The sequence below is a fragment of the Thalassospira sp. Z349TD_5 genome, assembly GCF_056173045.1.
The window spans coordinates 2,239,250-2,266,062 of the sequence record NZ_CM149654.1 but is presented as its reverse complement, the minus strand read 5'-3'; the positions used below and the strand labels follow the sequence as shown (position 1 = coordinate 2,266,062).

General features: G+C 53.0%; 25 protein-coding genes. 12 read left to right on the top strand and 13 right to left on the bottom strand.

Annotation, left to right across the window (positions count from 1 at the left end; genetic code table 11):
- Positions 1-34 precede the first annotated feature (34 nt).
- Positions 35-1,375, top strand: coding sequence for a thymidine phosphorylase (gene deoA / locus AC0VXT_RS10355; protein ID WP_475548528.1), 1,341 nt, complete (start codon positions 35-37; stop codon positions 1,373-1,375).
- A gap of 57 nt (positions 1,376-1,432) precedes the next feature.
- Here the strand turns inward: deoA and AC0VXT_RS10350 are convergent, their stop codons facing one another.
- Positions 1,433-3,031, bottom strand: coding sequence for a GMC family oxidoreductase (locus AC0VXT_RS10350; RefSeq protein WP_475548527.1), 1,599 nt, complete (start codon positions 3,029-3,031; stop codon positions 1,433-1,435).
- 407 nt (positions 3,032-3,438) lie between these two features.
- On the opposite strand from AC0VXT_RS10350, the gene AC0VXT_RS10345 reads away from it, so the two are divergent.
- Complete coding sequence (locus AC0VXT_RS10345; RefSeq protein WP_022730705.1) at positions 3,439-4,203, top strand: DeoR/GlpR family DNA-binding transcription regulator; 765 nt, start codon at positions 3,439-3,441, stop codon at positions 4,201-4,203.
- Positions 4,204-4,219: 16 nt separating this feature from the next.
- Here AC0VXT_RS10345 and AC0VXT_RS10340 read toward each other — a convergent pair whose 3' ends face one another.
- From AC0VXT_RS10340 to AC0VXT_RS10315, 6 genes are all read right to left on the bottom strand, one after another.
- Entirely contained in the window at positions 4,220-5,038 is an 819-nt protein-coding gene (locus AC0VXT_RS10340) for an ABC transporter ATP-binding protein (protein ID WP_475548526.1), read from the bottom strand.
- A gap of 160 nt (positions 5,039-5,198) precedes the next feature.
- Entirely contained in the window at positions 5,199-5,909 is a 711-nt protein-coding gene (locus AC0VXT_RS10335; RefSeq protein WP_475548574.1) for an amino acid ABC transporter ATP-binding protein, read from the bottom strand.
- 93 nt (positions 5,910-6,002) lie between these two features.
- Entirely contained in the window at positions 6,003-7,106 is a 1,104-nt protein-coding gene (locus tag AC0VXT_RS10330) for an amino acid ABC transporter permease (protein ID WP_276654526.1), read from the bottom strand.
- A gap of 1 nt (position 7,107) precedes the next feature.
- Positions 7,108-8,304 (bottom strand): amino acid ABC transporter permease, encoded by a 1,197-nt coding sequence (locus AC0VXT_RS10325; RefSeq protein WP_475548525.1) that lies wholly within the window; start codon positions 8,302-8,304, stop codon positions 7,108-7,110.
- 115 nt (positions 8,305-8,419) lie between these two features.
- Positions 8,420-9,442, bottom strand: coding sequence for an amino acid ABC transporter substrate-binding protein (locus tag AC0VXT_RS10320; RefSeq protein ID WP_475548524.1), 1,023 nt, complete (start codon positions 9,440-9,442; stop codon positions 8,420-8,422).
- Between the two features lie 497 nt (positions 9,443-9,939).
- The gene (locus tag AC0VXT_RS10315; protein ID WP_475548523.1) at positions 9,940-11,892 is read right to left on the bottom strand and encodes an acetoacetate--CoA ligase; all 1,953 of its coding nucleotides are present in this window, start codon (positions 11,890-11,892) and stop codon (positions 9,940-9,942) included.
- Between the two features lie 421 nt (positions 11,893-12,313).
- Between AC0VXT_RS10315 and moaB the strand changes: the two genes are divergently transcribed.
- From moaB to AC0VXT_RS10285, 6 genes are all read left to right on the top strand, one after another.
- Positions 12,314-12,844, top strand: a complete 531-nt coding sequence (gene moaB / locus AC0VXT_RS10310) for a molybdenum cofactor biosynthesis protein B (protein WP_475548522.1) — start codon at positions 12,314-12,316, stop codon at positions 12,842-12,844.
- A gap of 71 nt (positions 12,845-12,915) precedes the next feature.
- A complete protein-coding gene (locus tag AC0VXT_RS10305) occupies positions 12,916-13,695 on the top strand; it encodes a sulfite exporter TauE/SafE family protein (RefSeq protein WP_475548521.1) in 780 nt (259 codons plus the stop codon).
- Between the two features lie 269 nt (positions 13,696-13,964).
- Positions 13,965-14,408 (top strand): methyl-accepting chemotaxis protein, encoded by a 444-nt coding sequence (locus AC0VXT_RS10300; protein ID WP_475548520.1) that lies wholly within the window; start codon positions 13,965-13,967, stop codon positions 14,406-14,408.
- On the top strand, positions 14,405-14,983 hold the full coding sequence (locus tag AC0VXT_RS10295) for a cache domain-containing protein (RefSeq protein WP_475548519.1): 579 nt from the start codon (positions 14,405-14,407) through the stop codon (positions 14,981-14,983). Before AC0VXT_RS10300 ends, AC0VXT_RS10295 begins: the two co-directional genes overlap by 4 nt.
- A 190-nt stretch (positions 14,984-15,173) precedes the next feature.
- Positions 15,174-15,986, top strand: coding sequence for a hypothetical protein (locus AC0VXT_RS10290; protein WP_475548518.1), 813 nt, complete (start codon positions 15,174-15,176; stop codon positions 15,984-15,986).
- 71 nt (positions 15,987-16,057) lie between these two features.
- Complete coding sequence (locus AC0VXT_RS10285; RefSeq protein ID WP_101300309.1) at positions 16,058-16,819, top strand: IclR family transcriptional regulator; 762 nt, start codon at positions 16,058-16,060, stop codon at positions 16,817-16,819.
- Positions 16,820-16,878: 59 nt separating this feature from the next.
- Here AC0VXT_RS10285 and AC0VXT_RS10280 read toward each other — a convergent pair whose 3' ends face one another.
- Both AC0VXT_RS10280 and msrA read right to left on the bottom strand, forming a co-directional pair.
- Entirely contained in the window at positions 16,879-18,336 is a 1,458-nt protein-coding gene (locus AC0VXT_RS10280) for a diguanylate cyclase (protein ID WP_475548517.1), read from the bottom strand.
- A 107-nt stretch (positions 18,337-18,443) separates the two neighbouring features.
- Positions 18,444-19,088, bottom strand: a complete 645-nt coding sequence (gene msrA, locus AC0VXT_RS10275) for a peptide-methionine (S)-S-oxide reductase MsrA (protein ID WP_475548516.1) — start codon at positions 19,086-19,088, stop codon at positions 18,444-18,446.
- A 175-nt stretch (positions 19,089-19,263) separates the two neighbouring features.
- On the opposite strand from msrA, the gene AC0VXT_RS10270 reads away from it, so the two are divergent.
- Positions 19,264-19,587: a hypothetical protein gene (locus tag AC0VXT_RS10270; RefSeq protein ID WP_475548515.1), complete on the top strand. Its 324-nt coding sequence runs from the start codon at positions 19,264-19,266 to the stop codon at positions 19,585-19,587.
- Positions 19,588-19,697: 110 nt separating this feature from the next.
- On the opposite strand, the gene AC0VXT_RS10265 is transcribed toward AC0VXT_RS10270, so the two are convergent.
- Positions 19,698-20,966 carry an SPOR domain-containing protein gene (locus AC0VXT_RS10265; RefSeq protein ID WP_475548514.1) on the bottom strand — a complete coding sequence of 423 codons (1,269 nt, stop codon included), beginning with the start codon at positions 20,964-20,966 and terminating at the stop codon, positions 19,698-19,700.
- A gap of 4 nt (positions 20,967-20,970) precedes the next feature.
- On the opposite strand from AC0VXT_RS10265, the gene AC0VXT_RS10260 reads away from it, so the two are divergent.
- The gene (locus AC0VXT_RS10260; RefSeq protein ID WP_475548513.1) at positions 20,971-21,270 is read left to right on the top strand and encodes a hypothetical protein; all 300 of its coding nucleotides are present in this window, start codon (positions 20,971-20,973) and stop codon (positions 21,268-21,270) included.
- A gap of 55 nt (positions 21,271-21,325) precedes the next feature.
- Here the strand turns inward: AC0VXT_RS10260 and AC0VXT_RS10255 are convergent, their stop codons facing one another.
- Complete coding sequence (locus AC0VXT_RS10255) at positions 21,326-21,712, bottom strand: hypothetical protein (protein WP_475548512.1); 387 nt, start codon at positions 21,710-21,712, stop codon at positions 21,326-21,328.
- A gap of 125 nt (positions 21,713-21,837) precedes the next feature.
- A complete protein-coding gene (locus AC0VXT_RS10250) occupies positions 21,838-22,272 on the bottom strand; it encodes a tetratricopeptide repeat protein (protein WP_475548511.1) in 435 nt (144 codons plus the stop codon).
- 167 nt (positions 22,273-22,439) lie between these two features.
- On the opposite strand from AC0VXT_RS10250, the gene AC0VXT_RS10245 reads away from it, so the two are divergent.
- The gene (locus tag AC0VXT_RS10245) at positions 22,440-23,156 is read left to right on the top strand and encodes a DUF4126 domain-containing protein (RefSeq protein ID WP_475548510.1); all 717 of its coding nucleotides are present in this window, start codon (positions 22,440-22,442) and stop codon (positions 23,154-23,156) included.
- A 104-nt stretch (positions 23,157-23,260) separates the two neighbouring features.
- On the opposite strand, the gene thrS is transcribed toward AC0VXT_RS10245, so the two are convergent.
- Positions 23,261-25,198: a threonine--tRNA ligase gene (gene thrS, locus AC0VXT_RS10240; RefSeq protein WP_475548509.1), complete on the bottom strand. Its 1,938-nt coding sequence runs from the start codon at positions 25,196-25,198 to the stop codon at positions 23,261-23,263.
- A gap of 411 nt (positions 25,199-25,609) precedes the next feature.
- Between thrS and AC0VXT_RS10235 the strand changes: the two genes are divergently transcribed.
- Positions 25,610-26,797, top strand: coding sequence for an MFS transporter (locus tag AC0VXT_RS10235; protein WP_475548508.1), 1,188 nt, complete (start codon positions 25,610-25,612; stop codon positions 26,795-26,797).
- Positions 26,798-26,813: the final 16 nt, after the last annotated feature.

Here is a 26,813-nt window from a genome sequence, read left to right as displayed (position 1 = left end):
ATTAAATTAACGATAAGCCCGCAGGAGACAGCTTATGCTGCCCCAAGAAATCATTCGCCGTAAACGCGAAGGCGACGTTCTTAGCGACGCCGAAATTGCCTTTTTCGTCAAAGGCATTGCCGATGAAACCATCAGCGAAGGGCAGGTTGCTGCCTTCGCGATGGCAGTCTTCTTTAACGGCATGACCATGGATGAACGGGCCGCTTTGACGCGCAACATGCGCGATAGTGGCACGGTTCTCGATTGGAAGGCACTTGGCCTTGACGGGCCTGTTGTCGATAAGCATTCGACCGGCGGGGTTGGCGATAAGGTCAGCCTGATGCTGGGGCCAATTGTCGGCGCGTGCGGAGCCTTTGTGCCGATGATTTCCGGGCGCGGTCTTGGCCATACGGGCGGCACGCTCGACAAATTTGACTCTATTCCGGGCTATCGGACGGCACCGACACTCGAAGAATTTGCCAAGGTTACCCGTGAGGTTGGCTGTGCGATTATTGGCCAAACGGCCGACCTCGCACCCGCGGACAAACGGTTCTATGGCATTCGTGATGTCACCGCGACGGTCGAAAGCATCCCGCTGATCACCGCATCCATTCTGTCCAAGAAACTGGCCGCCGGGCTTGATGCCTTGGTGATGGATGTCAAATTCGGGTCGGGGGCCTTCATGAATGAATATGAACGCGCGCGTGAATTGGCACAAAGCATCACCGAAGTCGCCACCCGCAATGGCGTGCCGACCGTGGCCCTTCTGACCGATATGGAGCAGGTTCTGGGCGATACGGTGGGAAATGCGCTTGAAATGCGCGAAGCGATTGATTTCCTGACCGGAAAGCATCAGGAACAACGGGTCTATGACGTCACCATGGCGCTTGCCGCTGAGATGCTGGCGGTCAGTGGCGTTGCAACCGACGTCGCCGATGGGTTCCAGATGGCCGGTGAGGCCCTTGAAAGCGGCAAGGCCGCCGAAGTGTTTTCCAAAATGGTTTCAAGCCTTGGCGGACCGTCAAATTTCGTTGAGAAACATGACAATTACCTTGAAGCCGCCCCGATGGTGCAGGCGGTCAGTGCGGCCAAAACCGGACGGGTCCTGTCGATGGATGCCCGTAAGGTTGGTTTGGCCCTGGTGGCCCTTAAAGGTGGGCGAACCCGGGCCGATCAAAAGATCGATTTCGCAGTTGGCTTTAGCGACTTTATCAAGGTCGGGCAGCCGGTGTCGGCTGAAACGCCATTGTGCATGGCCCATACCCGCGATCAGGCCCAGCTTGACGAAGTAACTTCCTTGCTGCGCGATGCGATTGAAATCGGCGAGGGTGAGGTGGCCCAAACCGGCGATGCACCTGCCGTTCGCGAACGGATCGTTGCCAGCAAAAAGTCCTAAGACGTTTTTGCAAATGTAAGAAGTCAAAAGCCGGGGATCATCCCCGGCTTTTGCATGTCAGGCGTTGGCTGCAGCCTTGATCATGGCTGCTGCTTTTTCCGCGATCATGATGGTCGGCGAATTTGTGTTACCCGAAGTGATCGTTGGCATGACAGAGGCATCAGCAATTCGCAAACCGGTCAGCCCGCGAAGACGCAGTTCCGGGTCAACCACGGACGCCGGGTCTGCCCCCATTCGGCATGTGCCGACAGGGTGGAAAATGGTCGTGCCAATGTCACCTGCCGCGCGCACCAGGTCATCCTCAGTTTCATAAGAGGGGCCGGGTTTGAATTCTTCGGGCCGATAGGGGGCCAGTGCAGGCTGTTGCGTGATTTTGCGCGTCAAACGAATTGAATCGGCCGCAACCGTTTTATCCGCATCCGCCGAAAGGTAGTTTGGCGCAATGGCAGGCTGTTCGCGGTAATCGGGACTGCTGATATGAATGCTGCCGCGGCTTTGTGGGCGCAGATTACACACACTGGCCGTAAAGGCCGGAAACGGATGTACCGGGTCACCAAACTTTTCCAAGGACAGTGGCTGCACATGGTATTGCAAGTTTGGTGTGTCATATGAGCTGTCTGAGCGCGTAAACACGCCAAGCTGGCTTGGCGCCATCGACATCGGACCAGACTGCTTGAACAGATATTCAAGCGCGATGCTGGCCTTGCCAAACAGGTTGCTGGCTTTTTCATTCAGGGTGCGAATGCCGCTGACCTTATAGGCACAGCGCAGTTGCAAATGGTCTTGCAGGTTCTCACCGACTTGCGGGCGATCAAGGGTTTGTTCGATGCCATACTGTTGCAAAACGTCCCCACGACCGATCCCCGACAGCTCAAGGATCTGTGGCGACCCAACTGATCCCGCACATAAAACGGTTTCGCGCGATGCGGTCACGGTTTCGATCTGACCATCTCGTTCATATTCAACGCCCGTGACGCGGCCATCGGCGATGGTCAGACGACGCACATGGGCGTTGGTGCGGACTTCAAGGTTCTTGCGATTAAGGGCAGGGCGCAGAAACGCCTTTGACGTGTTCCAGCGAATGCCGCGCTTCTGGTTCACATCAAAATACCCGGACCCTTCATTGGTACCGCGGTTAAAGTCCGATACTTTCGGAATGCCTGCCTCGGCTGCGGCCGTTTGAAAGGCATCAAGGATGTCCCAGCGTACGCGCGCCTGTTCAACACGCCATTCACCGCCCGCACCATGCATCTCGTCCGATCCCTTGTAATGGTCTTCGGACTTTTTAAAGAATGGCAAGACATCGTCCCAGCCCCAGCCAGAACAGCCCGCCTGCTGCCATTGATCATAATCATTGGCCTGACCACGCATGTAAATCATACCATTGATTGACGAACATCCGCCCAGAACCTTGCCGCGAGGATAGCCCAATGACCGGCCATTCAGCCCCGGCTCACGCACGGTCTTAAAGCACCAGTTAACATTGGGATTCCCGATGCAATAAAGGTATCCAACCGGGATGTGAATCCACGGGTTGCGATCTTTTCCACCGGCTTCAAGTAGTAAAACTTTCGCATTTTCGATTTCGGAAAGCCGATTGGCCATCGTGCATCCGGCCGAACCGGCACCAATCACAATGTAATCAAAATGATCCATGCGGTCCTCCGACCTTCAAAGCATCGGGGACACATATCAATGTGCGTAAATGGTTGGTCATTGTGGGGCCCTCCCTGATGGGCATATTCTTGTTTTTGATCGAATATTTTATGTTTATCGACGCTACCATTGATCCGATGAACGCGAAATATATTCATTGGGGATATGCTTTCCAGCATGCGGAAAATGATGTTGCCCGCATACGGAACGGCCAAGGGAAAGATCAAAATAACCGCAGTATTCTGATGCGATCGTCGCATCATATGTTCGATTGTAATGATCCCAATTCTTTTGACTTCAAATGCTTCGCAATCAGAAAAGGTTGCATCTTGTGCGGATAGATCGCATTTTGATCGTCAATGAAAATTCGCCGACCAAGGTGAAAATCCGCACAACAGGAGAACGTCATGGGTAAATTGGATCGTCGCCGCCGTGAAATACTTGAACTGGTGGCTTCCAATAGCTTCATGACCATTGATACTCTGGCGGACCATTTTTCAGTCACCCCTCAGACCATTCGCCGTGACATCAACGAAATGGCCGAAGAAGGCCTGATTGCCCGCTATCACGGGGGGGCTGCCAGCGTTTCGACAACGGAAAACACCGCCTATACCGACCGGCAGGTGCTTAATCTTGGCAGCAAGCGTGAAATCGCCCGGCTGGTCGCCGAACATATTCCCGAAGGCGCATCGCTGTTTATCAATATCGGCACCACCAACGAAGAAGTCGCCCATGCCCTGTCGGGCCATACCAGCCTTAAGATCATCACCAACAACCTGCATGTCGCCGAAATTTGTGCGGCCAATCCGGGATTTGAAGTGATCATCGCCGGGGGTGTTGTCCGCCAACGTGACTTTGGTGTGATTGGGGAGGCGACCATCGATTTCATCAACCAGTTCAAGGTTGATTTTGCCATTGTCGGGATTTCCGGTGTCGATGAAGACGGCAGCCTGATGGATTTTGACTACCGTGAAGTCCGCGTTGCACGGGCAATTATTTCCAACGCGCGGCAGACGTTCCTGTGCACCGACGCGTCAAAATTCGGTCGCCGTGCGATGGTGCGTCTTGGGCATCTTTCGGAAATTGATGCGCTGTTTACCGATCGCCATCCGGGGCCGATTTGGTCCGATGTTATCCGGGATGCGGACGTGTCGGTCTATACTGCCAACTAATAGCTGAGCGCCGTCATCAGGCGTAAACGCCATCATCGCGTTTGCCTGCCCGCATCGTAATCGGACCATGTGACGATCCCTTGAGCATCTGGGTCAGATGGTCGTTGTGCGCGTCATCAATGGTGCTGGTCGGGCCAGACCAATAGACCTTGCCATTATGCATCATCATCAGGTTCTGATACCGATGGCGCGCGATCTGCATGTCATTGGTGATTGAGATAACAGTGGTGCCGCGTTGCTCGGCTATTTTGGTAATCATCAATTCGATATGATTGGACAGAACCGGGTCAAGGCCCGCTGTCGGGTTATCAAGCAACAACACAGCCGGATCCGATGAAATGGCGCGCGCGATGCCCACACGTTTCTGCATGCCACCAGACAGGTCGCTGGGTGACAGGGTGGCACTTTCTTCGGCAAGCCCAACATGCCCCAGAAGATCAATCGCGTGCGCCTTTGCTTGGCTGCGGTTCATGGTGCCAAGCTCAATCTGGCGAAAACAAATGTTTTCCCAAACCGTCAGGCTGTCAAACAGGGCATTTTGCTGAAACAGCATGCCGATTTTCGATGCCCATTCCGGGCGTTTGTCCGCATTCGGTTTGCTGACATCATCACCATCAAGAACGATGGTGCCACTATCAGGGCCGTAAATACCCACCAAACATTTCATCAGAACGCTTTTACCCGCCGCCGACGGCCCGATAATCGCAAGCGTCTCACCCTTTGCCAGACGCAGATCAACACCGTCCAGCGCCAACGTGGTGCCAAACCGTTTGGTAAGGCCATCAACCGTGATGAAAGAAGGCGTGATCGGTGCTGTTGATTCGGTCTGTGTCATATGGTTTCCGGGTTTTGCATCGTCTTTGAAAGCGGCTTGGCCGCTGATGGAGGCGAGTTTCGGCAATTGGCAGGCAGGGGGCAAGCGAGAAATTCACAAAAAACAAAGCGGCCCCGTTTGGGGCCGCTTTGCAGATGTGTTTTGGGTCTTGATAAACCGCTTAATGCGACAGGATCTGGCTGAGGAACAGCTTGGTCCGTTCGCTTTTGGGGTTATCAAAGAACTCATGCGGTCCAGCCATTTCGATGATCTGGCCTTCATCCATAAAGATCACGCGATCAGCGACCTCTTTGGCAAAGCCCATTTCATGGGTCACACACAGCATGGTCATACCTTCTTTGGCCAGTTCGACCATGACATCGAGCACTTCCTTGACCATTTCGGGGTCAAGGGCGGACGTCGGCTCATCAAACAGCATGATTTTCGGCTGCATGCAAAGCGAACGGGCAATCGCCACACGCTGCTGCTGGCCACCCGAAAGCTGACCGGGGAACTTATGGGCCTGTTCGGCAATGCGAACACGCTCAAGATAATGCATCGCTAGTTCATTGGCTTCTTTCTTGGGCATCTTGCGAACCCAGATCGGTGCCAATGTCAGGTTTTCCAGCACGGTCATATGCGGGAAAAGGTTGAAGTGCTGGAACACCATGCAAACATCGCGGCGCACAGCTTCGATGTTTTTCACATCGTCGCCCAGCAGGATGTCATTCACGGTGATCTCGCCTTGCTGATAGACTTCAAGACGGTTCAGCGTACGGATCAGCGTTGATTTACCTGAACCCGAAGGTCCGCAAATAACGATACGCTCACCTTTACGAACGGACAGGTCAATATCCTTGAGAACATGGAAATTGCCGTACCATTTGTTCATTTTGGTGACGGTGATGACGTCCTCCGAAGAAGGAGGAGGAACAGCACCGGTTTTGGTTTCAGTTGCTACAGTCATTGTTTTTTCCTCAACGCCTTACCTGCGTTCGCCTTTGCGAAGTTCTTTTTCAAGATAGGCGGAATATTTCGCCATCGAGAAACAGATCAGGAAGAAGATTGCCGCGGCGAAGGTGTAACCTTCGACGTAATACTTGGTCCAGGCCGGGTCGCTGCGCAGTGCCAGCTTTACCGTGCCAAGGAAATCAAACAGGCCGATGATGACGACCAGTGTGGTGTCCTTGAACATGGAAATAAAGCTGTTCACGGTTGGCGGAATAACCAGACGCAACGCTTGCGGCAAGATGATCAGTCGCATGGACTGCCAGTATGAAAGTGCAAGGCTTTCACCTGCTTCAAACTGACCGCGCGGTACCGCCTGCAAGCCACCACGGAATACCTCAGCAAGGTAGGCCGCAGTAAACAGGATGATACCGATCTGCGCACGCAGCAACTTGTCGATGGTCACCCCATCAGGCAAGAACAGCGGGAACATCACGGACGCCATGAACAAAACCGTAATCAGCGGCACGCCACGAATGACTTCGATATAGACGACCGACAGGGTTCTCAGTGCAGGCATGTTTGACTGACGCCCAAGGGCAAGCAACAGGCCAAACGGGAACGCAAAGACGATACCAATCGACGACAAGATCAGGGTCAGCGGAAGGCCACCCCAATAGCTGTTCTGGACATAGGTAAGACCCAGAACACCGCCCCACATCAAAATGGCAATGATCGGAACGCCAATCACCCACATTGGGATGATCCATTTACGAACATTTGGGTATTTAACACCGCCAAGGCTGGCACAAATGATCCCCATCAGCAAGATCATGGCAAGCAATGGACGCCATTGTTCATCATACGGGTAGGTGCCAAACAGGATCAGCCGTAGGTTCGCATTGACAAACCCCCAGCATGCACCTGTTGCCTCGGCACAGCCTTCAATCGTCGGGGTAAGGGTCGCATTGATGATCCCCCACTCGATGATCGGCGGTATCAGCCAAAGCAGGAAGGCAATGGAACCAAGTGTCAGGATGGTGTTGAACCAGCCATCAAACAGGTTCTTCTTTGACCATGTTACAGAACGTTCGACAAAGGTGCCGACCGGCAGCGGAGGTAATTTTGCATTTTCTGACATATTACCTCTCCACCAAAGCCATCTTATTGTTGAACCAGTTCATAAAGAGCGAGGTCAACAAAGACAAACCAAGATAGACAGACATGAAGATCGAGATGGCCTCAATCGCCTGACCTGTCTGGTTCATGGTTGTGTTGGAAACGGACACCAGATCAGGATACCCGACGGCAACAGCCAAAGAACTGTTTTTGGTCAGGTTAAGATACTGGTTGGTCAAAGGTGGGATGGCAACGCGCATGGACTGCGGCAAGATCACCTTGCGAAGTGCCACAGAACGTTTGATGCCAAGGCTGTCGGCCGCTTCCCATTGGCCCGAGGACACCGCCTGAATGCCTGAGCGCACGACTTCTGCAACATAGGTCGAGGTATAGACAGTCAACCCGATCAGAACCGCCATGAATTCCGGCGAAATGTTGTAGCCACCCTGAATGTTAAAGCCCTTGAGGGCTGGGGTGCTGAGCTCGGTCGGCGCACCACCGATAAGATAGGCCAGGAAGACAAGGCCGACAAAAATACCAATGCCTGTTAACAGCATCGGGAAAGGTTGGCCGGTCGCATCCTGCCGTTTTGTTGCCCATTTCTTGATGAAGTAAATGGCCACAAACGCGATGATTGCGGCAATACCCATAAGCGTATAGGCGTTATCAGCCACCGGAACAGGCAAATACATACCGCGCGATGTCAGTAATACGCCCGGCAGCGGTTCCAGTGCATCACGTGGATGCGGGAAGGCTGCAGGTATAAGCGCATACCAGAAGAAAAGTTGAAGCAAAACCGGGATGTTACGGAATGTCTCGACATAAACAGTTGCCAGTTTGCGAACGATCCAGTTCGACGACAGACGGGCAATGCCAAAGATGATGCCAATAATCGTGCAAAGGACGATGCCAAGCACCGAAACTTTCACGGTATTTAGAAGACCGACAATCAGTGCCGACGCGTAATCGCTTTGCGCACTGTAATCGATCATGCTCTCACTGATCTCGAAGGATGCTTCAAGATCGAGGAACCCGTAACCGGTAGAGATGTTCTGTTTTTCAAGATTGTACAGGGTGTTGGACACCAGATACCAGCCAGCCAAAATAACAAGGCCGATTGCGATAATCTGATACAAAACCGCACGTACATTCTCGTCGTTTAAATAGTCAACGAGGCTCTTGGAACGAACATCCCCCGGGGCATTTTGAGGCTTACTCATATGACCCTCAGGTGTAGATTGTATCCAATGAATGGGCACCTAACGAAAAGCTCCGCCCATGCGTCTAGGCAGTGGGGCGGAGCTTCGTAGGTTTAGTTAGCCGTTGCTAAGCGAATTAGCGAACCGGCCAAGCATACTGCAGGCCACCATTGGTCCACAGAGCGTTGATACCACGCTCCAGGCCCAATTTCGCGGTAACGTTTTTCTCATAGCTTTCGCCATAGTTACCAACCTGTTTGATGATGTTGTATGCCCAAGCTTCATCAAGACCAATAGCTTCACCCATGCCCGGTGATACGCCCAGCAGACGCTGGATACCCGGGTTGGTGCTGTTTGCTTTCATGTCGTCAACATTTTCGCTGGTGACGCCGAATTCTTCAGCTTCAACCATTGCGTTGAATACCCAGCGCGCAATGTCTGCCCACTGTTCGTCACCCTGGGCGACAACCGGGCCGAGCGGTTCTTTGGAAATGATTTCCGGAAGGATCATATAGTCATCCGGGTTTTCAGCCATCTGGATACGGATTGAGGCAAGACCCGAAGCATCGGTGGTGTAAACATCGCAACGGCCTGAGAAGAAGGCTGCAGTTGCTTCGTTGATGTTTTCGATCACGACCGGCTCAAAGCTCATGCCTTTTGCGCGGAAGTAATCAGCAAGGTTCAGCTCGGTGGTAGTACCCGGCTCAACACAGACGGTTGCACCGTCAAGCTCGGTCGCGCTCGAAACGCCAAGAGCTTTCGGGATCAGGAAACCCTGACCGTCGTAGTAGTTGATGCCTGCAAAGGTCAGGCCAAGTTTCGCATCACGGGTGATGGTTGCAGTGGTGTTACGCGACAGGATGTCGATTTCACCAGACTGCAGAGCCGTGAAACGCTGTGCTGCGGTCAGCGGGGTGTACTGCACGCTGTTGGCATCGCCAAGTAACGCTGCTGCGATACCACGGCAAATATCAACGTCGATGCCTTCCCACTTGCCTTCAGCGTTGGCAGCAGAGAAACCCGGAAGACCGGTGTTCACGCCACACTGAACGAAACCTTTTGCCTTAATACCGTCCAGTACTGCACCGGCTTGTGCGTTCTGTGCGGCGATGGCTGCAACAGTCATTGCGCCAGCGGCCAGGATCGTTTGAATTTTCATAAGAAAGAGCTCCCTTATTAGCAAAGCATTGTTTTTAGCTTTTGTGCCACCCTGAATATGCGTTTCGGCATATCCATCAGTCCAAAACTTAATCGGACAGCCAAAATAAGAAATTTTAGGCCGCCATGTGTCAAGTATGAAAAGTTTTCTGCCTGCACCCATACTGTCAAATAAGCAGTAAAATCAGCTGTTTTTGACCATTGTCGATGCTTTAAGCAGGGGTGGTTGAGGCGTGTAAATTAGTAGAAAATTGTGTTTTTTCAATCGCTTGATGAATTCATTCATTGAATGTTCGCTAAAGTAGGAAAATGCACGAACTTTTTTTCGTAATGTTAACGGTGGTGATTAAAAATATGCCACATCAGGTTCATGATTAAAAAATAAACACTGTTGCGATGCGGAATCGGAATGCGTGACCGTTCTTTACAATCTTTCTCGGATGGCGGGGGCGTCCGCAGACCAAAAGAAACCCCCGCCGGTTAGGGCGGGGGGGAAATTCAGCTTTTCAGTTCACCAAGATTGGAAAATAATTCCAGTGCCGTCGGGTTTGCTAAGGCTTCCTGATTTTTAACCGGTCTGCCATGAACCACATCACGTACCGCAAGCTCGGTTATCTTGCCCGACTTGGTGCGTGGAATGTCTGCCACGGCAATGACCTTGGCAGGGACATGGCGGGGCGTGCAGTTGGCCCGTATCTGCTTCTTGATCTTGTCGATAAGTGCGGTATCCAACACGTTGTTTTCGCGCAGCACAACGAACAGGATCACCCGAACGTCATTATCCCATTCCTGACCAATGACAATCAATTCCTGAATTTCAGGCAGCATTTCCACCTGCCGATAAATCTCGGCGGTGCCAATTCGAACGCCACCCGGGTTCAGGGTCGCGTCGGATCGGCCGTAAATCACCATGCCGCCCTCATCATCAAGTTCGACATAATCGCCGTGACACCAGATGTTCTCGAATTTATCGAAATAGGCGCTGTGATATCGCGATCCGTCCGGATCATTCCAGAAACCAACCGGCATCGATGGGAACGGTTTGGTGCAGACCAGCTCACCTTTTTCATTGCGAACCGGTTTGCCGTCGTCATCAAAAACATCGACAGCAACGCCAAGGGCACGTGTTTGAATAACCCCGCGCTTAACCGGCAGAACAGGCGAGGCCAGCACAAAGCAGCCAAGTATGTCTGTGCCGCCTGAAATCGACGCCAGATGAATGTCATTTTTAATGTCGCGATAGACATAATCAAAGCTTTCCGGCGCCAATGGTGATCCGGTTGACGTCATCGCACGCACACTTGACAGGACATGGGTTTCACGGGGCTTAAGGTCGGCCTTGGCCAGTGCATCAATATATTTGGCAGAGGTGCCAAACAGCGTCATGCGTTCCGCATCGGCATAGTCAAACAGGATGTTGCCGTTTGGATAGAACGGGGAGCCATCATACAGCAGTAAGGTCGCACCGGCCGCCAGGCCCGCCATCAGCCAGTTCCACATCATCCAGCCACATGTGGTGAAATAAAACACACGGTCACCAGGCGCTACATCACAGTGCAGAACATGTTCGGATACCTGTTTAAGAAGCGTGCCGCCGGTCCCATGCACAATGCATTTCGGCTTTCCGGTCGTGCCGGACGAAAACATCACATACAGCGGATGGTTGAACGCGACCTGTTCGAAAACGATCTTCTCAGTACGAAATGGCGCAACGAAATCATCATAGGAAATGCCGCCGCGGATCCCGGTGGTGTTGGTGCCATCAAATGCATAAGGAACAATGACAACCTTCTTGAGACTATCGATGCGATCCACAACATCGCGGACCTTTTCGCGGATGTCATGCTGCTTACCATTATAATGGTAGCCATCTACCGTGATCATAATCGCCGGTTCGATTTGCCCAAACCGGTCAACGACACCCTGTACGCCAAAGTCAGGGGAGGCCGATGACCACGTCGCACCAATGGTCGCGGTTGCCAGCATCGCGACAACGGTTTCGCTCATGTTGGGCATATAGCCACATACACGGTCGCCTTTGACAACACCTTCTGCGCGCAAAGCTTGCGAGAATTTTGAAACAGCGATGTTAAGCTCGGCCCAGGACATGCGCGATTTGACTTTATCTTCGCCCCAGAACACCAGCGCATCGCTGTCATCATCGCGCACCAGCAGATTTTCAGCAAAATTCAGCCGCGCATCAGGGAAAAACTGTGCGCCGGGCATCTTGTCGCCATCAATCAGGATGCGCTCGCCCCAGCTTTCTGCCTTAAGCCCAGTATATTCAATAATGGCAGGCCAGAATGCTTCGATGTCATCAACCGACCAATCATACAGGGCCGTGAAGCTCTGCAGGTTGAGCCCATGCTTGTCATTCACCCAGCGGCGGAAGCGGGTGACATTCGCATTTTCGATACGGTCTTTCGCAGGTTGCCAAAGCAAGTCGCTCATGATGTGTCCTCTGTTTCCTGCCAATGTCTGGTTTTCGGTGCGGCGCATCGTTCGTCTGGCGCTAAATTGGTATCTCGTTACCGCTTTTTACGGCTAAAAATATTGCACTTCAAGAACAGTGACAAGGAAGTCCATAATTGGTAATACCAATTTCCGGATATTTTTTAAAGTTATCTGTTATCATCGCGTGCGTAGTATTCTGTTTTTAAACATATATTTTATCGATTTATGTGATGCAAAATAGTTTGGTGATTGTGGTCTAAAACCTGACAGATTGATAATAATATAACCGAAATGGGTATGTTTTTGTTTCTTCATGATTCGCCGTCTTGGTGATTTCAGGCCAAATACGCAAAATTTCTTGCGCTTGCGACAGGGCGTACTAGGTTGGCGGGGCACCGAGCAAAAAGGGAGACAGGTCTTGGCTGGGATTGATGAAAGTCGCGCGTTTATATCGATTAATATTGCCGTCCTGACGGTCAGCGACACCCGTACCCAATCAAATGATACATCTGGCGATATTCTTGCCGAACGTATCGTGCAGAAGGGGCATTGCGTCATTGATCGTAAAATCCTGCCCGATGATCAGGACACTCTTGTGGCACAACTCGACGCCTGGTGCGACGCGCCTGATGTTGATGTGATCATCACAACTGGCGGGACCGGCGTGACCGGCCGTGACGTGACGGTCGAAGCGCATCGTCGGCTGTATGAAAAGGAAATCCCCGGGTTTGGCGAATTGTTCCGTTGGCTTTCGTTTAAAACAATCGGGACCTCAACCGTTCAATCGCGCGCAACGGCGGGTGTGTGTCGCGGGACGTATATGTTTGCGCTGCCCGGTTCAACCGGCGCCTGCAAGGATGCGTGGGATGATATTTTGCACTATCAACTCGATATCCGTCATCGCCCGTGTAATTTCGTTGAATTGATGCCGCGCCTGACCGAGGTTTAAGCCGTCGTCCATCCTCAGTGTTGCTATGCCCGTCAGGGTGTTGCATCCCTCCGATCCAAACAGGAAGCCCCATGGAATTCATCACCGACCCGTTCTTTTATGCTGTTGGTATCCCCGCAGTTCTGATTGCAGGCGTATCGAAAAGCGGATTTGGCGGCGGGTTGGGGGTCATGGCCGTTCCCTTGATGGCGCTTGCGGTATCGCCGCAGGCCGCCGCAGCCATCATGTTGCCGATCCTGTGCATGATGGATCTCGCCAATGTCTGGGCCTATCGGAAACGCTGGGATCGTCGTAACATGATGATCCTCGTGCCGGCCGCCCTGGTCGGCATTCTGATCGGGACCTTAACGTTTAGCTATCTGAGCATTGCTGCGGTAAAACTGATCATTGCGGCCATCGCGATCATCTTTACGCTTGATCACTGGCTGCGCGGCAAGAATGCCGGCGATACGCCCAAGTCCGCGACATGGGGCAAGGGCACGGTGCTTGGCGGGTTGGCTGGTTTTACCAGCTTCGTTGCCCATGCAGGCGGGCCACCCGTATCGATGTTTTTATTGCCGCAACGGATGGATAAATCAGTCTTTGTCGGAACGACGGTAATGTTCTTTATCGTTGTGAACTACGTCAAGCTGATCCCATACTGGTTTCTTGGACAGTTTGATGCCTCAAACCTTGGCACGGCGGCCTTGTTGATCCCGGTTGCACTGTTTGGCACATGGCTTGGGCTTTGGGCGCATGACAAGGTCAATGTCGTGGTGTTCTACCGCGTTTGCTATGGCCTGCTTTTTGTGACCGGGCTTAAGCTACTGTGGGATGGGGTGACGCACTTCATTTCGGTTGGCGCGGTTTAATCAAGGCGCCCCATCCGGACGTCTACGGTCGCCCTTGGTCTATTCCGATTTTCAAAGAGAACATGAACACTTCTGCGGTTTGGATCGTTCACCTATCCATACGTCGCATAGGGTGCTGATCTGACAGCGAATATATCGGTTGTTTACGGTTGGTGATAACTGCATTAAGAGTTTTTCTGCTGATAAAATAACCAGAAAAAATGGCTGATTAAAATAAACACAAGCCAAAAGCTGGAGGAGACGGGTGTGCATCGAGGAGCTTGGTTTAAATGCCAGAAAGAATTCTGCAGGTGGCAACGGACATGTCCGGGCAGGCCAACGAAAAAATAACCGAAATCAAGGCTGTTACGCGCGCAACACGAACGCTGGCACTGAACGCCTTGATCGAGGCGGCCCGGGCCGGTGATGTTGGTCGCGGCTTTGGGGTTGTCGCCAATGAGGTCAAGGATATCTCGCAGCGCGTCACCATAATCACCGAAGAGCTTGAGAAAATGTTTCTCGATCTCGCCTTTGATCTTGAGCGGACAGCACAAACCGCGCGCGGGGATCGGTTTGCTGATCTTGCGCGTTATGCGGTCGAACTGATGGATCGCAATCTGTACGAACGATCCTGTGATGTCCGCTGGTGGGCAACGGATGCGGCCGTGGTCGATGTTTGTGAGCATGCGCATGATGATGCGATTGCGGCGCGCGCGTCTGAACGACTGGCGTGATCCTTGATTCCTGTACCGTCTATCTTGATCTTTGGGTTGCCGACCGTGATGGCAATATCATCGCCAACGGACGTCCGAATGAGTATCGCCTCAAAGGTGTAAATATCGCAGATCAGAAATGGTTTCAGGATGCGTTGCGCTGTCGCGACGGCGGGCAATATGCCGTTGCCGACGTGGCGCGCAACAGTCAACTTCGGGATGCCGCAACCCCGACATATGCCACGGCTGTGCGCAAGAATGGTGCCGCACATGGCGAGGTTATTGGTGTTATGGGTGTGTTTTTTGATTGGGAAAGTCAGGCACCCATGATCGTAAAATCATTGAATTTCAATGATGAAGAACGTCAACGCACCCGGGTCTTGTTGATTGATGTTCACAATCGGATCTTGGCCGCCTCCGATGATAAGGGCGTTCTCACGGAGAAATTTGACCTTAAGGTCGATGATCCTGCAATCGGATCATACCTTCTTGAGGATAAATCCCTTGTCGCCTATGCGTTGACCCCCGGCTATGAAACATATCAGGGGCTTGGTTGGCGCGGTGTTATTGTGCAGGCACCCAAATCAGTGAAATAGCATTCAGGGCACTTTATGTGCGACGTTTTAAAACGGGCTCCCTTGTTTGGGGGCCTGTTTTTTTTATGTCCTGGCCCTGCAACGGGAACCACCTGAAATGGTTCATGCTTGTCTAATGCCCGCAAAGGCGATAGCGATATAAGCAGATTATCGATAAATTGTTTTTGATGCGAATGGCGGAGAACTTCGATTGGCGCTGATTTTGGCAAAGCTTGCAGTTTCGATTGGCGTGGTGCTGGGCCTGTCGATGCTGGCGGAACGTGCCGGGCCACGTGTGGCCGGTGTCTTGGCCGGGTATCCGCTGGGAACGGCAATCCTGCTTTATTTCATCGGGATCGAGCAGGGGATCGATTTTGCCAGTAAAAGTGCGGTCTATGCCTTTCCCGGTCTGATCGCGACCTTATCGTTTCTATATGCCTATTTTTTGGCGTCGCGCCGCTGCACGTCGCTTCCTGTCTTGCCGCAAATCTTGCTGTGTTCGCTATGCGCCTTTGCCGCCTTCCTTGGCGTGTCCTGGTTGTTCCAGCTGACCGAAATGTCCTTGACGCAGGCTGCGATCATTCTGCTGGTGGCGATGTTTATTGCCCTCATCCTGTTTCGAAAAATCGAAAATGAAAGCATCCTGAACCGTGTGCGCCTGACAAAAAGCGTTGTGCTGTTGCGCGCTGCTCTGGCGTCACTGATTGTTTTGATCATTAGTGGCCTTGCCGCATGGATCGGCCCGCGTTGGTCGGGGTTACTGTCGGGGTTCCCGGTAACGCTGTATCCGATCATGCTGATCTTGCATTTCACATATGGCACGGGACCGGTTCATACCCTGATCCGTAATTTCCCGCGCGGCATGGGGGCTTTGTGGGTGTATATCCTGACCGTGTCGCTGGGCTATCCTGTTTTGGGGCTTGAGCTTGGGACGTTGGCGGCGTTTGGCATCGCAACTGTTTATCTGGTCAGTTATTCCACTTTCGTCTGGATGCGACGAAAGTCCGTGCAAGCATCGGGCTGATTTCATACCATCACGACCTAAAAGTAAAATAAGGGCCCATACCGACGGCCACGTCAGGGAGATAACGCTGCATGCAGCAGGTACAGTCACTGGTCAGGGCATTAAGCATCCTCAACGCGCTCGCCGAGAGCGACGACGGCATGACGCTGACCGAAATTGCCGGGCAGGTTAAATTGCCCCCATCAACCGCCCATCGATTGCTGACCACGATGCAGTACGAACGCTACGTCGCGTTTGATGGCGAACGGACATTGTGGTTCGTTGGCGTGCAGGCATTCAGTGTTGGCAATTCCTTTACCAAAAACCGCAATCTGAGCCAGATCGCCCGACCCTATATGCGGGCCCTGATGGAAGACAGCGGGGAAACCGTAAATCTTGCCGTCGCCGATGGCGGAGAGGTGATTTTCCTGTCTCAGGTCGAGTGCCGCAAAATGATGCGCGCACTTGTCACACCGGGGCGCCGGGCATTGATGCATTGTTCTGGCGTGGGCAAGGCCTTGCTGGCGTTCCTGCCAGACGAAGAACTCAGTGCGGTGATTGAAAAGCACGGCCTGCCAAAAATCACCGAACGCACACTGGTCACCACAGGTGCCCTTAAAAAGGATCTGGAACGGTCCCGTCAGCTTGGCTACGCGCTTGATGACGAAGAACACGCTGTTGGGTTGCGCTGTGTTGCCGGAGTTGTCCGTGACGAAACCGGCAATCCGATTGCTGCCTTGTCGCTGTCCGGGCCTGCGGCACGCATTCCCAATGACCGTATTGAACAGTTCGGTTTAAAAGTACGGCGCGTCTGTGCCGACCTTAGCCGCGAATATGGCGGGGTTCCGGTTTAACAACCGATTGGCATTGATGGCCTGCTTCCGCCCGCTTTCGGCAAAGCCGGCTGTCGGGCCTAGCTGTTTTCGGACCGCTTGGTGGTGGCGAACCGGAATGTATTGCGCCCGTTTTTCTTGGCCATATACATCGCGCTGTCAGCCGCCGATATAAGCTCGTCAATGGTTTCGGCGTGATCGGGATAAAGTGATATGCCAATGGATGCCGTAACAAGATAGGGCGCTTCGTCCGGACCAAGGTCAACCGGGCTTGAGGTCAGGGCATCTTTCAGTTTGTTGGCGACAATTTCGGCATCCTCGGGGGTTTCTGACCCCGACAGGATGACAGTAAACTCATCGCCGCCAATGCGCGCAACCGTATCAACATCGCGTAACTTCGCACTGAGCCGTGCGGCGACGTCCCGCAGGACTTTGTCGCCAATGATATGGCCGCGCGTGTCATTGAGCGTCTTGAACCCATCCAGATCAATATACATCAGCGCAAAGCATTCCCGACGGCGTTTCGAAAGCTTGATCGCGAATGTCAGCCGATCCATGAACAGATATCTGTTGGGAAGCGACGTCAGCGCATCGTGATTTGCCTGAAACCGGATTTGTTCTTCGGCGGTTCTGCGTTCGGTAATGTCACGGAAACTGGTCAGGCGAAGTGTCTTGCCATCAATAAGCACGTTCCGCCCATTGATCTCGCAGGGGAACTGACTGCCGTCGTGTCGTTTGGCCATCGCCTCATAGGGTTTGTCATAACCCGACTGGATATTGTCCGTCACGGTCGGCAATGTTTCAGATGAAATAATGTCCGCCGCACTAAGGTCCAAAAGTGCGGTGCGCCCATACCCGAACATGCGTTCCGCCGCATTGTTGGCATCAACGCATTTGCCCCTGTCATGAAGAAACAAAGCCTCGTTGGAAAGATTGGCCATGGTTTCCAGACGGGTCTGGCTTTCGCGGCGTAAATTGCGTTCGCGCACCAGTTCGGTAATGTCCCAGACAATACAATCAATCTGACAATCGGACGTATAAGGCGGCAGGGCGCGCATCTGAACCCGCAACCAGCGTTGTTCGTGTTCCTTGGTGGTAAGCGGAAGTTCCGCAACCGTGATGTCGCCTTGGGAGGAAATTGCGTTTTCCCGAAGGTTTATAAGAGATGCATGGTCAAGAATGTGATCGCGAAGATCAGGACGACCGTCTGTCGCAAGATTGGCACCAATCCAGTCCAGACCCTGTTCGGAGGCAAATTCAATCAGGCCATCTTTGTCGATCCGAAAAACCAGACCGGGCAGGCGCGCAAAGAACCTTGCACGGGCGCGGGCATTGCGGCGCACGATAAGATGCAGGCCAATCATGCCAAGTCCGGTCAGTACAAAGAAAACAACGGATGAGGGGAATGCCGAAGAAACCATCAAGGTTTCAGTGGTCCCCAGTACGACATGGGCACCACCGCACAGCCAAATTCCCAGCAAGCACCAGAAAATCAGCAGGGCGACAAAATATCGGTTCTCTAAAAAGGGACCGGGCATAGCGTTTGGTATATTCTTTCACCGTGATGACGGCGAAAGAATATACCTATGGTCGAGTATTACAAGTAGCTAATTGTCGTGTGTGGATCGGTTTGGGGTCTGTGTTCTTACATCCCCGGGCAGGAAACGCCCGTTCCGCTAATCCCGCAATAGCCATCCGGATTCTTGTCCAGATACTGCTGATGGAAGTCTTCTGCGTAATAGAAGGTCTGGCCATCGGCAATCTCGGTCGTAATCTCGGAAAGGCCGGCTTTACCAAGGGCGGCAAGGTACTGTGTGCGCGAACTTTCCGCGGCCTCTGCCTGATCATCATTCATGGTATAGATCACGGAACGGTATTGGGATCCGATGTCATTGCCCTGGCGCATGCCCTGGGTCGGGTTATGGTTTTCCCAAAACACCTTCAAAAGCGACGGATAGGAAACCACCGTCGGATCAAACACGACAAGAACAACTTCGGCGTGGCCGGTCATGCCACTGCAAACTTCGCGGTATGTCGGGTTTTTTGTATAGCCACCGGCATATCCTGCGGCCGTTGTGTAAACGCCGGGAACCTTCCAGAAAAGCCGTTCGGCCCCCCAGAAGCACCCCATGCCAAACACGGCCATTTCAAGACCATCGGGAAACGGGCCTGTCATGGGGTTTCCTGTCACAACATGCCGGTCTGCAACAGGAACTTCCTCGTCGCGCCCGGGCAGGGCCGTATCGGCAGTTGGCATTTTGGCTTTTTCAGACATAAGGCCGGAAAACATCTTCGTCACCTGATCAAATTTGGGTTTCTGATGTGCAATGTAACCCAGAGCACGGCAATAGCAATTCCCCTGTTGGTAAAATGTCTTTGAACGTTCTTTTGGCAAGGGCAAACCGGACGATGATACTGCGCTGTAAACCTGTCGCCCGTCATCGGGCCGGTCATCAGGGAATTGTATGGTTCAGCGCCTAAAGCATTTAAAATCAACGATTTTGATGATCGGCGGTGTCGTCTGTCTTCTCATCGGGGTTGCCTTTTTGCCCTTGCCGCCACCATTTTTCGGTATGGTTTTTATTGCTGCCGGGATTCCGATGCTGGCCGCCGGGTCAAAACGCACCAGACGCTTTATCCAGTTGATGCGATGGCGTCATTATCGCCATAACCAAAAGGTCGAATATCTGGTGTCGCGACTGCCATCTTTCTTGCGAAAACATGGTCATCGTACGCGCCCGGATGTGTTGGTGCGCCTGCGCGGCAAACACAACGCCAAGCAAGGTTAGATATGGCGCCGTTCGCGCGGTGTCTTTGTCAGCGGTGATTTTTTTTGGTTGTTCTTGATCCGTATGCCGCCAACACATCGCATGTGCGGCAGTTTCAACCGGACGAAAAACTAAGGCGTTATCCGCCGGACAAGGCAATCGACACCCTGATTTTTAAGTGCCGTACATGCCTGACTGGCCTGATCGTTGGTGGCGTATTGCCCGGTGATCAGACGGAAAAACAGTCCCTGGCCTTCAATTGCGATGGTGGAAACGTCATGTGTGGCATTGGTCAAAACACCATTTGATCGTGACTGAAAAACCGACCATGAAGATTCCGCGCGCTCACGTGTGCGATACGCTGCAAGCTGCACCGCGTAATAGGGACCCGATGGCGCAACCCCCGATGGCGCAACTAAGGGCTCGTTTTGTGTTGTCGGCTGCTTGGTCGCTACTGGCATCGGTTTTGGCGTTGGCGTGACTTTCGGTGTGGCATCAGGCATATCATTGACCGTCGCTGGTGCCTTGGATGCCATCGGCACTTCGATCATCGAGGTTGCGGGCGCACTATCAGTGATTTCAAGTTCACCCTGTTCAACGGGGCGCGCATTCGTTGCAACCACGGCACCGGTATGGGTTGTTTCCTGTTGATCCCCGGCAATGGTCGGGGCCGACATTGTTTCAACGGCCATCGAACTGCCCGGTTTTGGGGCCGGTTTTGCCGTTTCTTTCAGGACAGGCACCGGGGTAACAACAGCAACAGGTGCCTTTGATGCCGCCTTCGCCGGTGCGGCAGCATTGAGTGTGGCCGACGATGTTCTTGTTGCAGCTGCGGCTGCGGGTGTTTTGCGCTCAACAGATGTCAGGCGTGCCGTGTTTTCGCTGACATTCATTTCCATCTGCGGTGTGGGGGATGCGCGGTCTTCCGGCTCGGCGGTAACGACGCCGCCCGTTGTATAAAAGTCACGGTTGCGTTCGACCTGTGGCGGATTGGGAAGGTCAGGGCCGGGCGCAACGGTGGCGGCGGCGACCACTGTATCGATCTCAGCGGAACGGGCAAATTGCGGTTTGCTACGATCAAGGGCAACAAGGCGACGCTGTGCCAGACTGTTGATGCTGCCCGAAAGGCGGATACCCTGACCGCAATCAAGATCAATCTTCAAATCGGGTGACGACGCGGTAAGCCAGACATAAAGCTTGCGCGCATTGTCGTAACGACCATCAAGATCATAGGATATCGCTTGCAGGAGATTGTCCTGCGGACTGGCATCCAGCGAGATTGGCTGCATGTCGGTTGACGATGCGGTTTCTGTCGCTTGATCACGCACATGATCCTGATCAAAGAACAGCCCGCAGGTCGCCCGATCAAGGGCTGCGCGTTCGCCTGGCGGCGTTTCCATCGGCATGTCAGCCGATGTTGATCTGGCTTGCGGATCGCTTTCAAACCAGAATCCCGACATATCCGATGAACTGCAAGCCGCCAGAATCGGCAGAAGTGCTGCGGCAGTAAACCAAACCCGTTTTCGCGATGCTTTAGAGGTGGTTGTCGCAGACCTGATTTTCACACTTCACCTGATGATCACTGTAATTGCATATGCGCAATGTTTATTGCCCTTTGCAGGGAAATACAACTGTCGCAAGCGCTTCAGACACTGTCAAGCGTCCCGCAATATCAGTGGGATGAAACAATCAGGTGGAAAATGACATGAAATTGGAAGGCGGAGTCAGGGCAGGGTGGGATGATGTCAGCTTTTTTTGATCAGCGCATCGCAAGCGGAACGAGGATACCGCCCAGCAGCACCAGCACAGTGACGGCAATCACGATATAGACGATGCCTTTGGTTGCCTGATTGGCAACTTCGCGCGATACGCCCTGCGAACCTTTGGTATTTCTCCGGGCGGATGATCCGCCAGACCCGTTTGATGCCGGGGTCAGGATTTTGACGATCTGCTTTTTGTCCTTGCGGGTCGCAGAATCGTATTTGTTCTCCACCACGCGGACTTCAGTGTTTTTACTGTTTGTCAGGGCTTCTTTGGCGGAATTCACCGCCGCTGCGTAATCTGAGACCGTTTGGAGTTCCATCGGCTGTCCGGTCGTGCGCACGCACACGACCGTATAGCTTTTGCGCATGATGGTATCAGACATAACTTGATCGTTCTCCAGAGTCCCGTAAACGGCCTTTACATGGCGTCTCTTGAGAAAAATAAAAAGCTATCCTGACGAATAGGGGGCACACATCTTCGCGATCAGGACTTAGGATCAGGACCTGTTCAGTTGGCGATTTTCGCCGACAGTTCCTTGTATTCATCACAAGACATGCCGCAAATCTGTTCAAGCCGCGCAAGGTTTTCGCCTGCCATGTCAGGCTTTCCGGTCTGAAGGAAAAGCTCACCCTGATATTCAAGCGCCCCAACATGTTCCGGATCGATCATCAAAGCCCGCTCATAATTTTGGGCGGCACTATCAAAGTCGCCCAGTTTACGCTGGCTGTAAGCAAGGTAGTTGAAAAGATCGGCATTCTCAGGATCGTCTTTCAACATTTCCTTGATCGTAACGATAGCCTTGTCATACATGCCACCATCGACCAGTTCGGTAACGGCGGAAAGATCGGTGTCTCCTGAACCCCATGAGGTCGAGTTGCCCATTGCGAGCGCGTTGGTTGCCGCCATCGGGCTTGCAAACATCATCGCGAACGCAACAGTCATGATTATTTTTGGGGTTTTACCACTAAGGGTCATCGTCGTACCTTTCATTGGTCATTATAGTTTGTAAATACGTTCGATGGGACGGAACAGATTTGTGATTTATCACAACGGGAAGTTTTGCATAATCACTTGTTGGTGAAAATCGTGACATTAAAAGGGCAAGTTCTTTGGGGGTAATCGAGACACTCGCACTGGGAATGGGTGGTGCCTGGGCCAGTGGTATCAATCTTTATGGCACCGTTGTCGTACTGGGCATGATGGATAATTTCGGCCTTATAACCCTGCCGCCGGATCTTCAAATCCTGACGTCATGGTGGGTCTTGTGCTTTGCCGTTTTGTTCTATCTGATCGAGTTTATCGCCGACAAAATCCCGTTTGTGGACAGCGTTTGGGATGCAATCCACACCTTCATCCGTATCCCGGCCGGTGCACTTCTGGCTGCTGGTGCCATGAGTGGCCTTGACGCTGGTATGGGCGAGGATGTCCAAACGGTGATTGCGTTACTGATTGGCGGTACCGTTGCGGCCGGAAGCCACTTTACCAAGGCCGGAAGCCGGGCTGCGATCAACACATCGCCCGAACCTGTGACAAACACCATTGCATCGGTGACAGAAGACGTCGCTGTGTTTGGCGCGCTCTATACGGTTGCGTTCCATCCGGTTGTCTTCTTTGTCTTGTTCGCAGTGTTTGTCTTGTTGCTGATTTGGCTGGTGCCAAAAATCTGGCGCTTTATAGGTGACGTTTTTGGCAATGCCCGTCATCCGTCCGCAGCCTACAGTCAGGCACGCGCACATCAATCCGCACCCACCATGAACCAGACGGGAAAAATTGATCTGTCAGGGGCGGGCCACAATACGAAACTACCGCCCCAAGACCCAAAGTAACCGGCACATGATCTGGGTCGGCAGTTAATGAAATAGACAAAGAAAAACCCCGCAAGCAATTGGCCCGCGGGGTTTTTTGTTTTCATCTGATCAACTTGAAGGGATCAGAAATCCGCTTCGATGACGCGATCACGAATTTCAGCAGCCATCGCCTCGGCAATCTCATCAATGCCAAAGGTTTTCTGATGCTTGAACCCGATGCGGCGCACGGACGCGGTTTTTTCTTCGGCTTCGCGTTTACCAAGGGCCAGGATCATCGGGATCTTGGCGTGGCTGTGTTCGCGGACCTTGTAATTGATCTTTTCATTGCGGGTGTCGACTTCGACATTCAGCCCCTTGGCCGCAAGGGCCGCCTTGACTTCATGTGCGTAGTCATCTGCTTCATTGGTAATCGTGCAGATCACCGCATGAACCGGTGACAGCCACAAGGGCAGGCGACCGGCATAGTTTTCAATCAGAATACCGATGAAACGTTCCAGCGATCCAAGGATCGCACGGTGCAGCATGACCGGACGGTGTTTTTCACCGTCTTCACCCATGTAGGATGCGTCAAGACGCTCAGGCAGAACAAAGTCAGCCTGAAGCGTGCCACACTGCCAGTCACGGCCAATCGCATCGCGCAGAACAAATTCAAGCTTCGGCCCGTAAAACGCGCCTTCACCTGGATTAATCTCAAGCGCAAGACCTGCTTCTTCTGCGGCTTCCCGAAGGGCGGTTTCCGCCTTGTCCCAGATTTCATCTGAGCCGGCACGCACTTCCGGACGGTCGGAGAATTTGACAAGAATGTCGGTAAAACCGAAATCCTTGTAAACCGATTTCAGAAGGTCACAGAAAATCTTGGTTTCCGAAACGATCTGGTCTTCGGTGCAGAAGATATGCGCATCATCCTGAATGAACTGACGCACACGCATGATGCCATGCAGGCCGCCGGATGGCTCATTGCGGTGACAGCAGCCAAATTCCGCCATACGCAGCGGCAAATCGCGATATGATTTGCTGCCCAGGCGGAAAATCTGAACGTGGCATGGGCAGTTCATTGGCTTCAGCGCCAGAACCTTCTCCGGATCATCTTCATCCGGGGTGGTGGTGAACATGTTCTCGCGGAACTTTTCCCAGTGACCCGATTTTTCCCACAGCACGCGATCAACAAGCTGCGGCGTGCGGACTTCCTGATATCCGGCATCATCAAGACGATCCCGGATATAGGTTTCAACCTTACGATAAAGCTTCAAACCCTTGTCATGCCAGAAAACCGACCCTTGGGCTTCTTCCTGCATATGGAACAGGTCCATCTCGCGGCCAAGGCGACGGTGATCGCGCTTCTCGGCTTCTTCAAGCATATGCAGATAGGCATCAAGGTCTTCTTTGCTTTCCCAGCACGTCCCATAGATGCGCTGAAGCATCGCGTTATCCGAATTGCCACGCCAATAGGCACCGGCCACCTTCATCAGTTTGAAGGATTTACCGATTTTACCCGTGGACGGCGCATGCGGCCCGCGGCAAAGATCAATGAAATCACCTTGGCGGTAACAGGTAATGGTTTCCGTTTCCGGCAGGTCGCGGATGATCTCGGCTTTATAGTTCTCACCCTTATCAAGGAAGAACTTGATCGCCTCGTTGCGGTCCCAGACTTCACGCACGATCGGCTCGTTGCGTTCAACGATCTTGTGCATCTGCTTTTCGATCTTGACCAGATCGTCGGGCGTGAACGGGGTTTCGCGGGCGAAATCGTAATAAAAGCCGTTTTCAATCGACGGGCCAATGGTGACCTGCGTGTCAGGATAAAGCTCCTGCACGGCTTCGGCCATCACATGCGCGCAGTCGTGCCGGATCAGCGGCAGAACCTCGTCATGCCCTTTGGTCACGATTTCGATGGTCGCATTGGTGTCAATCTCACGCGCAAGGTCGCGCACTTCGCCGTTGACGATGATGGCAAAGGATTTCTTTGCCAGTGAAGAACTGATGCTTTTTGCGACATCGAAACCCGAAACGGGACCGTCGAATTCGCGTACGGCGCCATCGGGAAGGGTCAGGGCAATCATGGTTGGCTCAACTCTGTTTTAACTGCGGGCATACAAGTGAAATGCACATTTCGAACCCGCATGTTTACGCGGGCGCAACGCACAAGAAAAGGAATTTCAGGATGAGGTCAAGTTCGCTCTTTGAAAAAAGCGACTTTCGGGGCAGCACAAAACGCCGCGACACCATTGCGGCGCGCAGGGGATGTCTTAAAGATCAACTTTTTGTCGGCATGGCCGGTCATTGATGCTTTCCCGTTTCGTGATCAGCCAATATAACAGGTGAAACGCACACGGCAACATAGAAGGTACCATAGCCTGCGACCTGCAATGTCGATGACAAGCCATTGCCAGTTATGGCCTTTACCCGAATGTTCATGTCTGTGTTACAAAACCAAATAACGGCGCGTCACCACCGCCAGAAGGGAGCCCCACATGTCCAGCCCGGAAGTTCGCCGGAACATTATGTTCTTGAGCTTATGCGTCGCACTGTCTGCCAGTGCGATGTCCCTGATTTTTACGGTTGCCGCCGTCATCGGCTATTCGCTTGCCACCGATAAGTCGCTTTCGACCCTGCCGATTGCCTTCATGATGATTGCCATGATGGCCATGACCGCACCTTCGGCTATGGTGATGGCCAAATTTGGCCGTCGTTTCGGGTTCTGGATGGGCTCAGGCATCGCCATGCTGGGCGCGCTGTCTGGCATGGGGGCAGTGTATTACAGCAACTTCTGGCTTTTGTGTGTGGCTTGCGCCTGCATCGGCGCTGGCAACGCCATTGCCATGCAGTACCGGTTTGCTGCGGCCGAGGCAGCCCCGCCGGAATTTCGTGCCCGCGCCATTTCCTACACCATGCTCGGTGGGTTGGCATCCGCCTTTATCGGCCCCAATCTGGCAAGTTTTGCCCGTGACTGGTTTGAAACCGTACCGTTCCTTGGCACCTTTGTCGCGCTGATCGGATTGCAGGTCTTATTGATCATTGCCATCGGGCAATTGCGTCTTCCTGATGCGCGCGGTGTCAAACATGTCGAACCGGCCCGCGCGCTTAAAACCGTTCTGGGCCAGCCCGCAATCATCATCGCCATTTTTGCCGGTGCGCTGGGCTATGCGGTGATGAGCTTTGTTATGACCGCAACGCCACTTGCGATCCTGGATTGCGATTACGTGTTTGGCGATGCCGCCTTTATCATTCAGTGGCATGTGGTCGGCATGTATGCGCCGGGCTTCTTTACCGGCAATCTGATCAAACGCTTTGGCGCACTTAAAGTCATTCAGGCCGGGGCGATCTTGAATTTCGTCTGTCTGGCGGTTGCTTTGTCCGGTGAGGATCTTCTTGTCAACTTCTGGGTGTCATTGGTGATCCTTGGGGTTGCGTGGAACTTCATGTTTGTCGGGGCCACGACCTTCCTGACCGAAAACTATCGTCCGTCCGAACAGGCCCGGGTGCAGGCCATCAACGAATTTGTTGTCTTTGGCACGGTTGCCATCGGGTCGTTGTCGGCAGGCACGATCTATGCCGCGTCTGGCTGGATTACCTTGCTCTATAGTGCGGCCTTGCCGGTTGGTCTGGTTTTGCTGGTGGTCTCGGTCTATGCGCTGCGCCGTCCCCGACAGATGGCTTAAACCGTAAGAGCACAAT

Coding starts and splice junctions, on each gene's coding strand:
- AC0VXT_RS10280 (WP_475548517.1), bottom strand. CDS start 18,336: ATGCCCGGTCCCTTTTTAGAGAACCGATATTTTGTCGCCCTGCTGATT.
- AC0VXT_RS10265 (WP_475548514.1), bottom strand. CDS start 20,966: ATGGAAACGCCGCCAGGCGAACGCGCAGCCCTTGATCGGGCGACCTGC.
- AC0VXT_RS10315 (WP_475548523.1), bottom strand. CDS start 11,892: ATGAGCGACTTGCTTTGGCAACCTGCGAAAGACCGTATCGAAAATGCG.
- AC0VXT_RS10260 (WP_475548513.1), top strand. CDS start 20,971: ATGTCAGCCGATGTTGATCTGGCTTGCGGATCGCTTTCAAACCAGAAT.
- AC0VXT_RS10330 (WP_276654526.1), bottom strand. CDS start 7,106: ATGTCAGAAAATGCAAAATTACCTCCGCTGCCGGTCGGCACCTTTGTC.
- deoA (WP_475548528.1), top strand. CDS start 35: ATGCTGCCCCAAGAAATCATTCGCCGTAAACGCGAAGGCGACGTTCTT.
- AC0VXT_RS10350 (WP_475548527.1), bottom strand. CDS start 3,031: ATGGATCATTTTGATTACATTGTGATTGGTGCCGGTTCGGCCGGATGC.
- AC0VXT_RS10285 (WP_101300309.1), top strand. CDS start 16,058: ATGCAGCAGGTACAGTCACTGGTCAGGGCATTAAGCATCCTCAACGCG.
- AC0VXT_RS10325 (WP_475548525.1), bottom strand. CDS start 8,304: ATGAGTAAGCCTCAAAATGCCCCGGGGGATGTTCGTTCCAAGAGCCTC.
- AC0VXT_RS10255 (WP_475548512.1), bottom strand. CDS start 21,712: ATGTCTGATACCATCATGCGCAAAAGCTATACGGTCGTGTGCGTGCGC.
- AC0VXT_RS10335 (WP_475548574.1), bottom strand. CDS start 5,909: ATGAACAAATGGTACGGCAATTTCCATGTTCTCAAGGATATTGACCTG.
- thrS (WP_475548509.1), bottom strand. CDS start 25,198: ATGATTGCCCTGACCCTTCCCGATGGCGCCGTACGCGAATTCGACGGT.
- AC0VXT_RS10305 (WP_475548521.1), top strand. CDS start 12,916: ATGGAATTCATCACCGACCCGTTCTTTTATGCTGTTGGTATCCCCGCA.
- AC0VXT_RS10300 (WP_475548520.1), top strand. CDS start 13,965: ATGCCAGAAAGAATTCTGCAGGTGGCAACGGACATGTCCGGGCAGGCC.
- AC0VXT_RS10235 (WP_475548508.1), top strand. CDS start 25,610: ATGTCCAGCCCGGAAGTTCGCCGGAACATTATGTTCTTGAGCTTATGC.
- AC0VXT_RS10345 (WP_022730705.1), top strand. CDS start 3,439: ATGGGTAAATTGGATCGTCGCCGCCGTGAAATACTTGAACTGGTGGCT.
- AC0VXT_RS10250 (WP_475548511.1), bottom strand. CDS start 22,272: ATGACTGTTGCGTTCGCGATGATGTTTGCAAGCCCGATGGCGGCAACC.
- AC0VXT_RS10320 (WP_475548524.1), bottom strand. CDS start 9,442: ATGAAAATTCAAACGATCCTGGCCGCTGGCGCAATGACTGTTGCAGCC.
- msrA (WP_475548516.1), bottom strand. CDS start 19,088: ATGTTTTCCGGCCTTATGTCTGAAAAAGCCAAAATGCCAACTGCCGAT.
- AC0VXT_RS10270 (WP_475548515.1), top strand. CDS start 19,264: ATGGTTCAGCGCCTAAAGCATTTAAAATCAACGATTTTGATGATCGGC.
- AC0VXT_RS10340 (WP_475548526.1), bottom strand. CDS start 5,038: ATGACACAGACCGAATCAACAGCACCGATCACGCCTTCTTTCATCACG.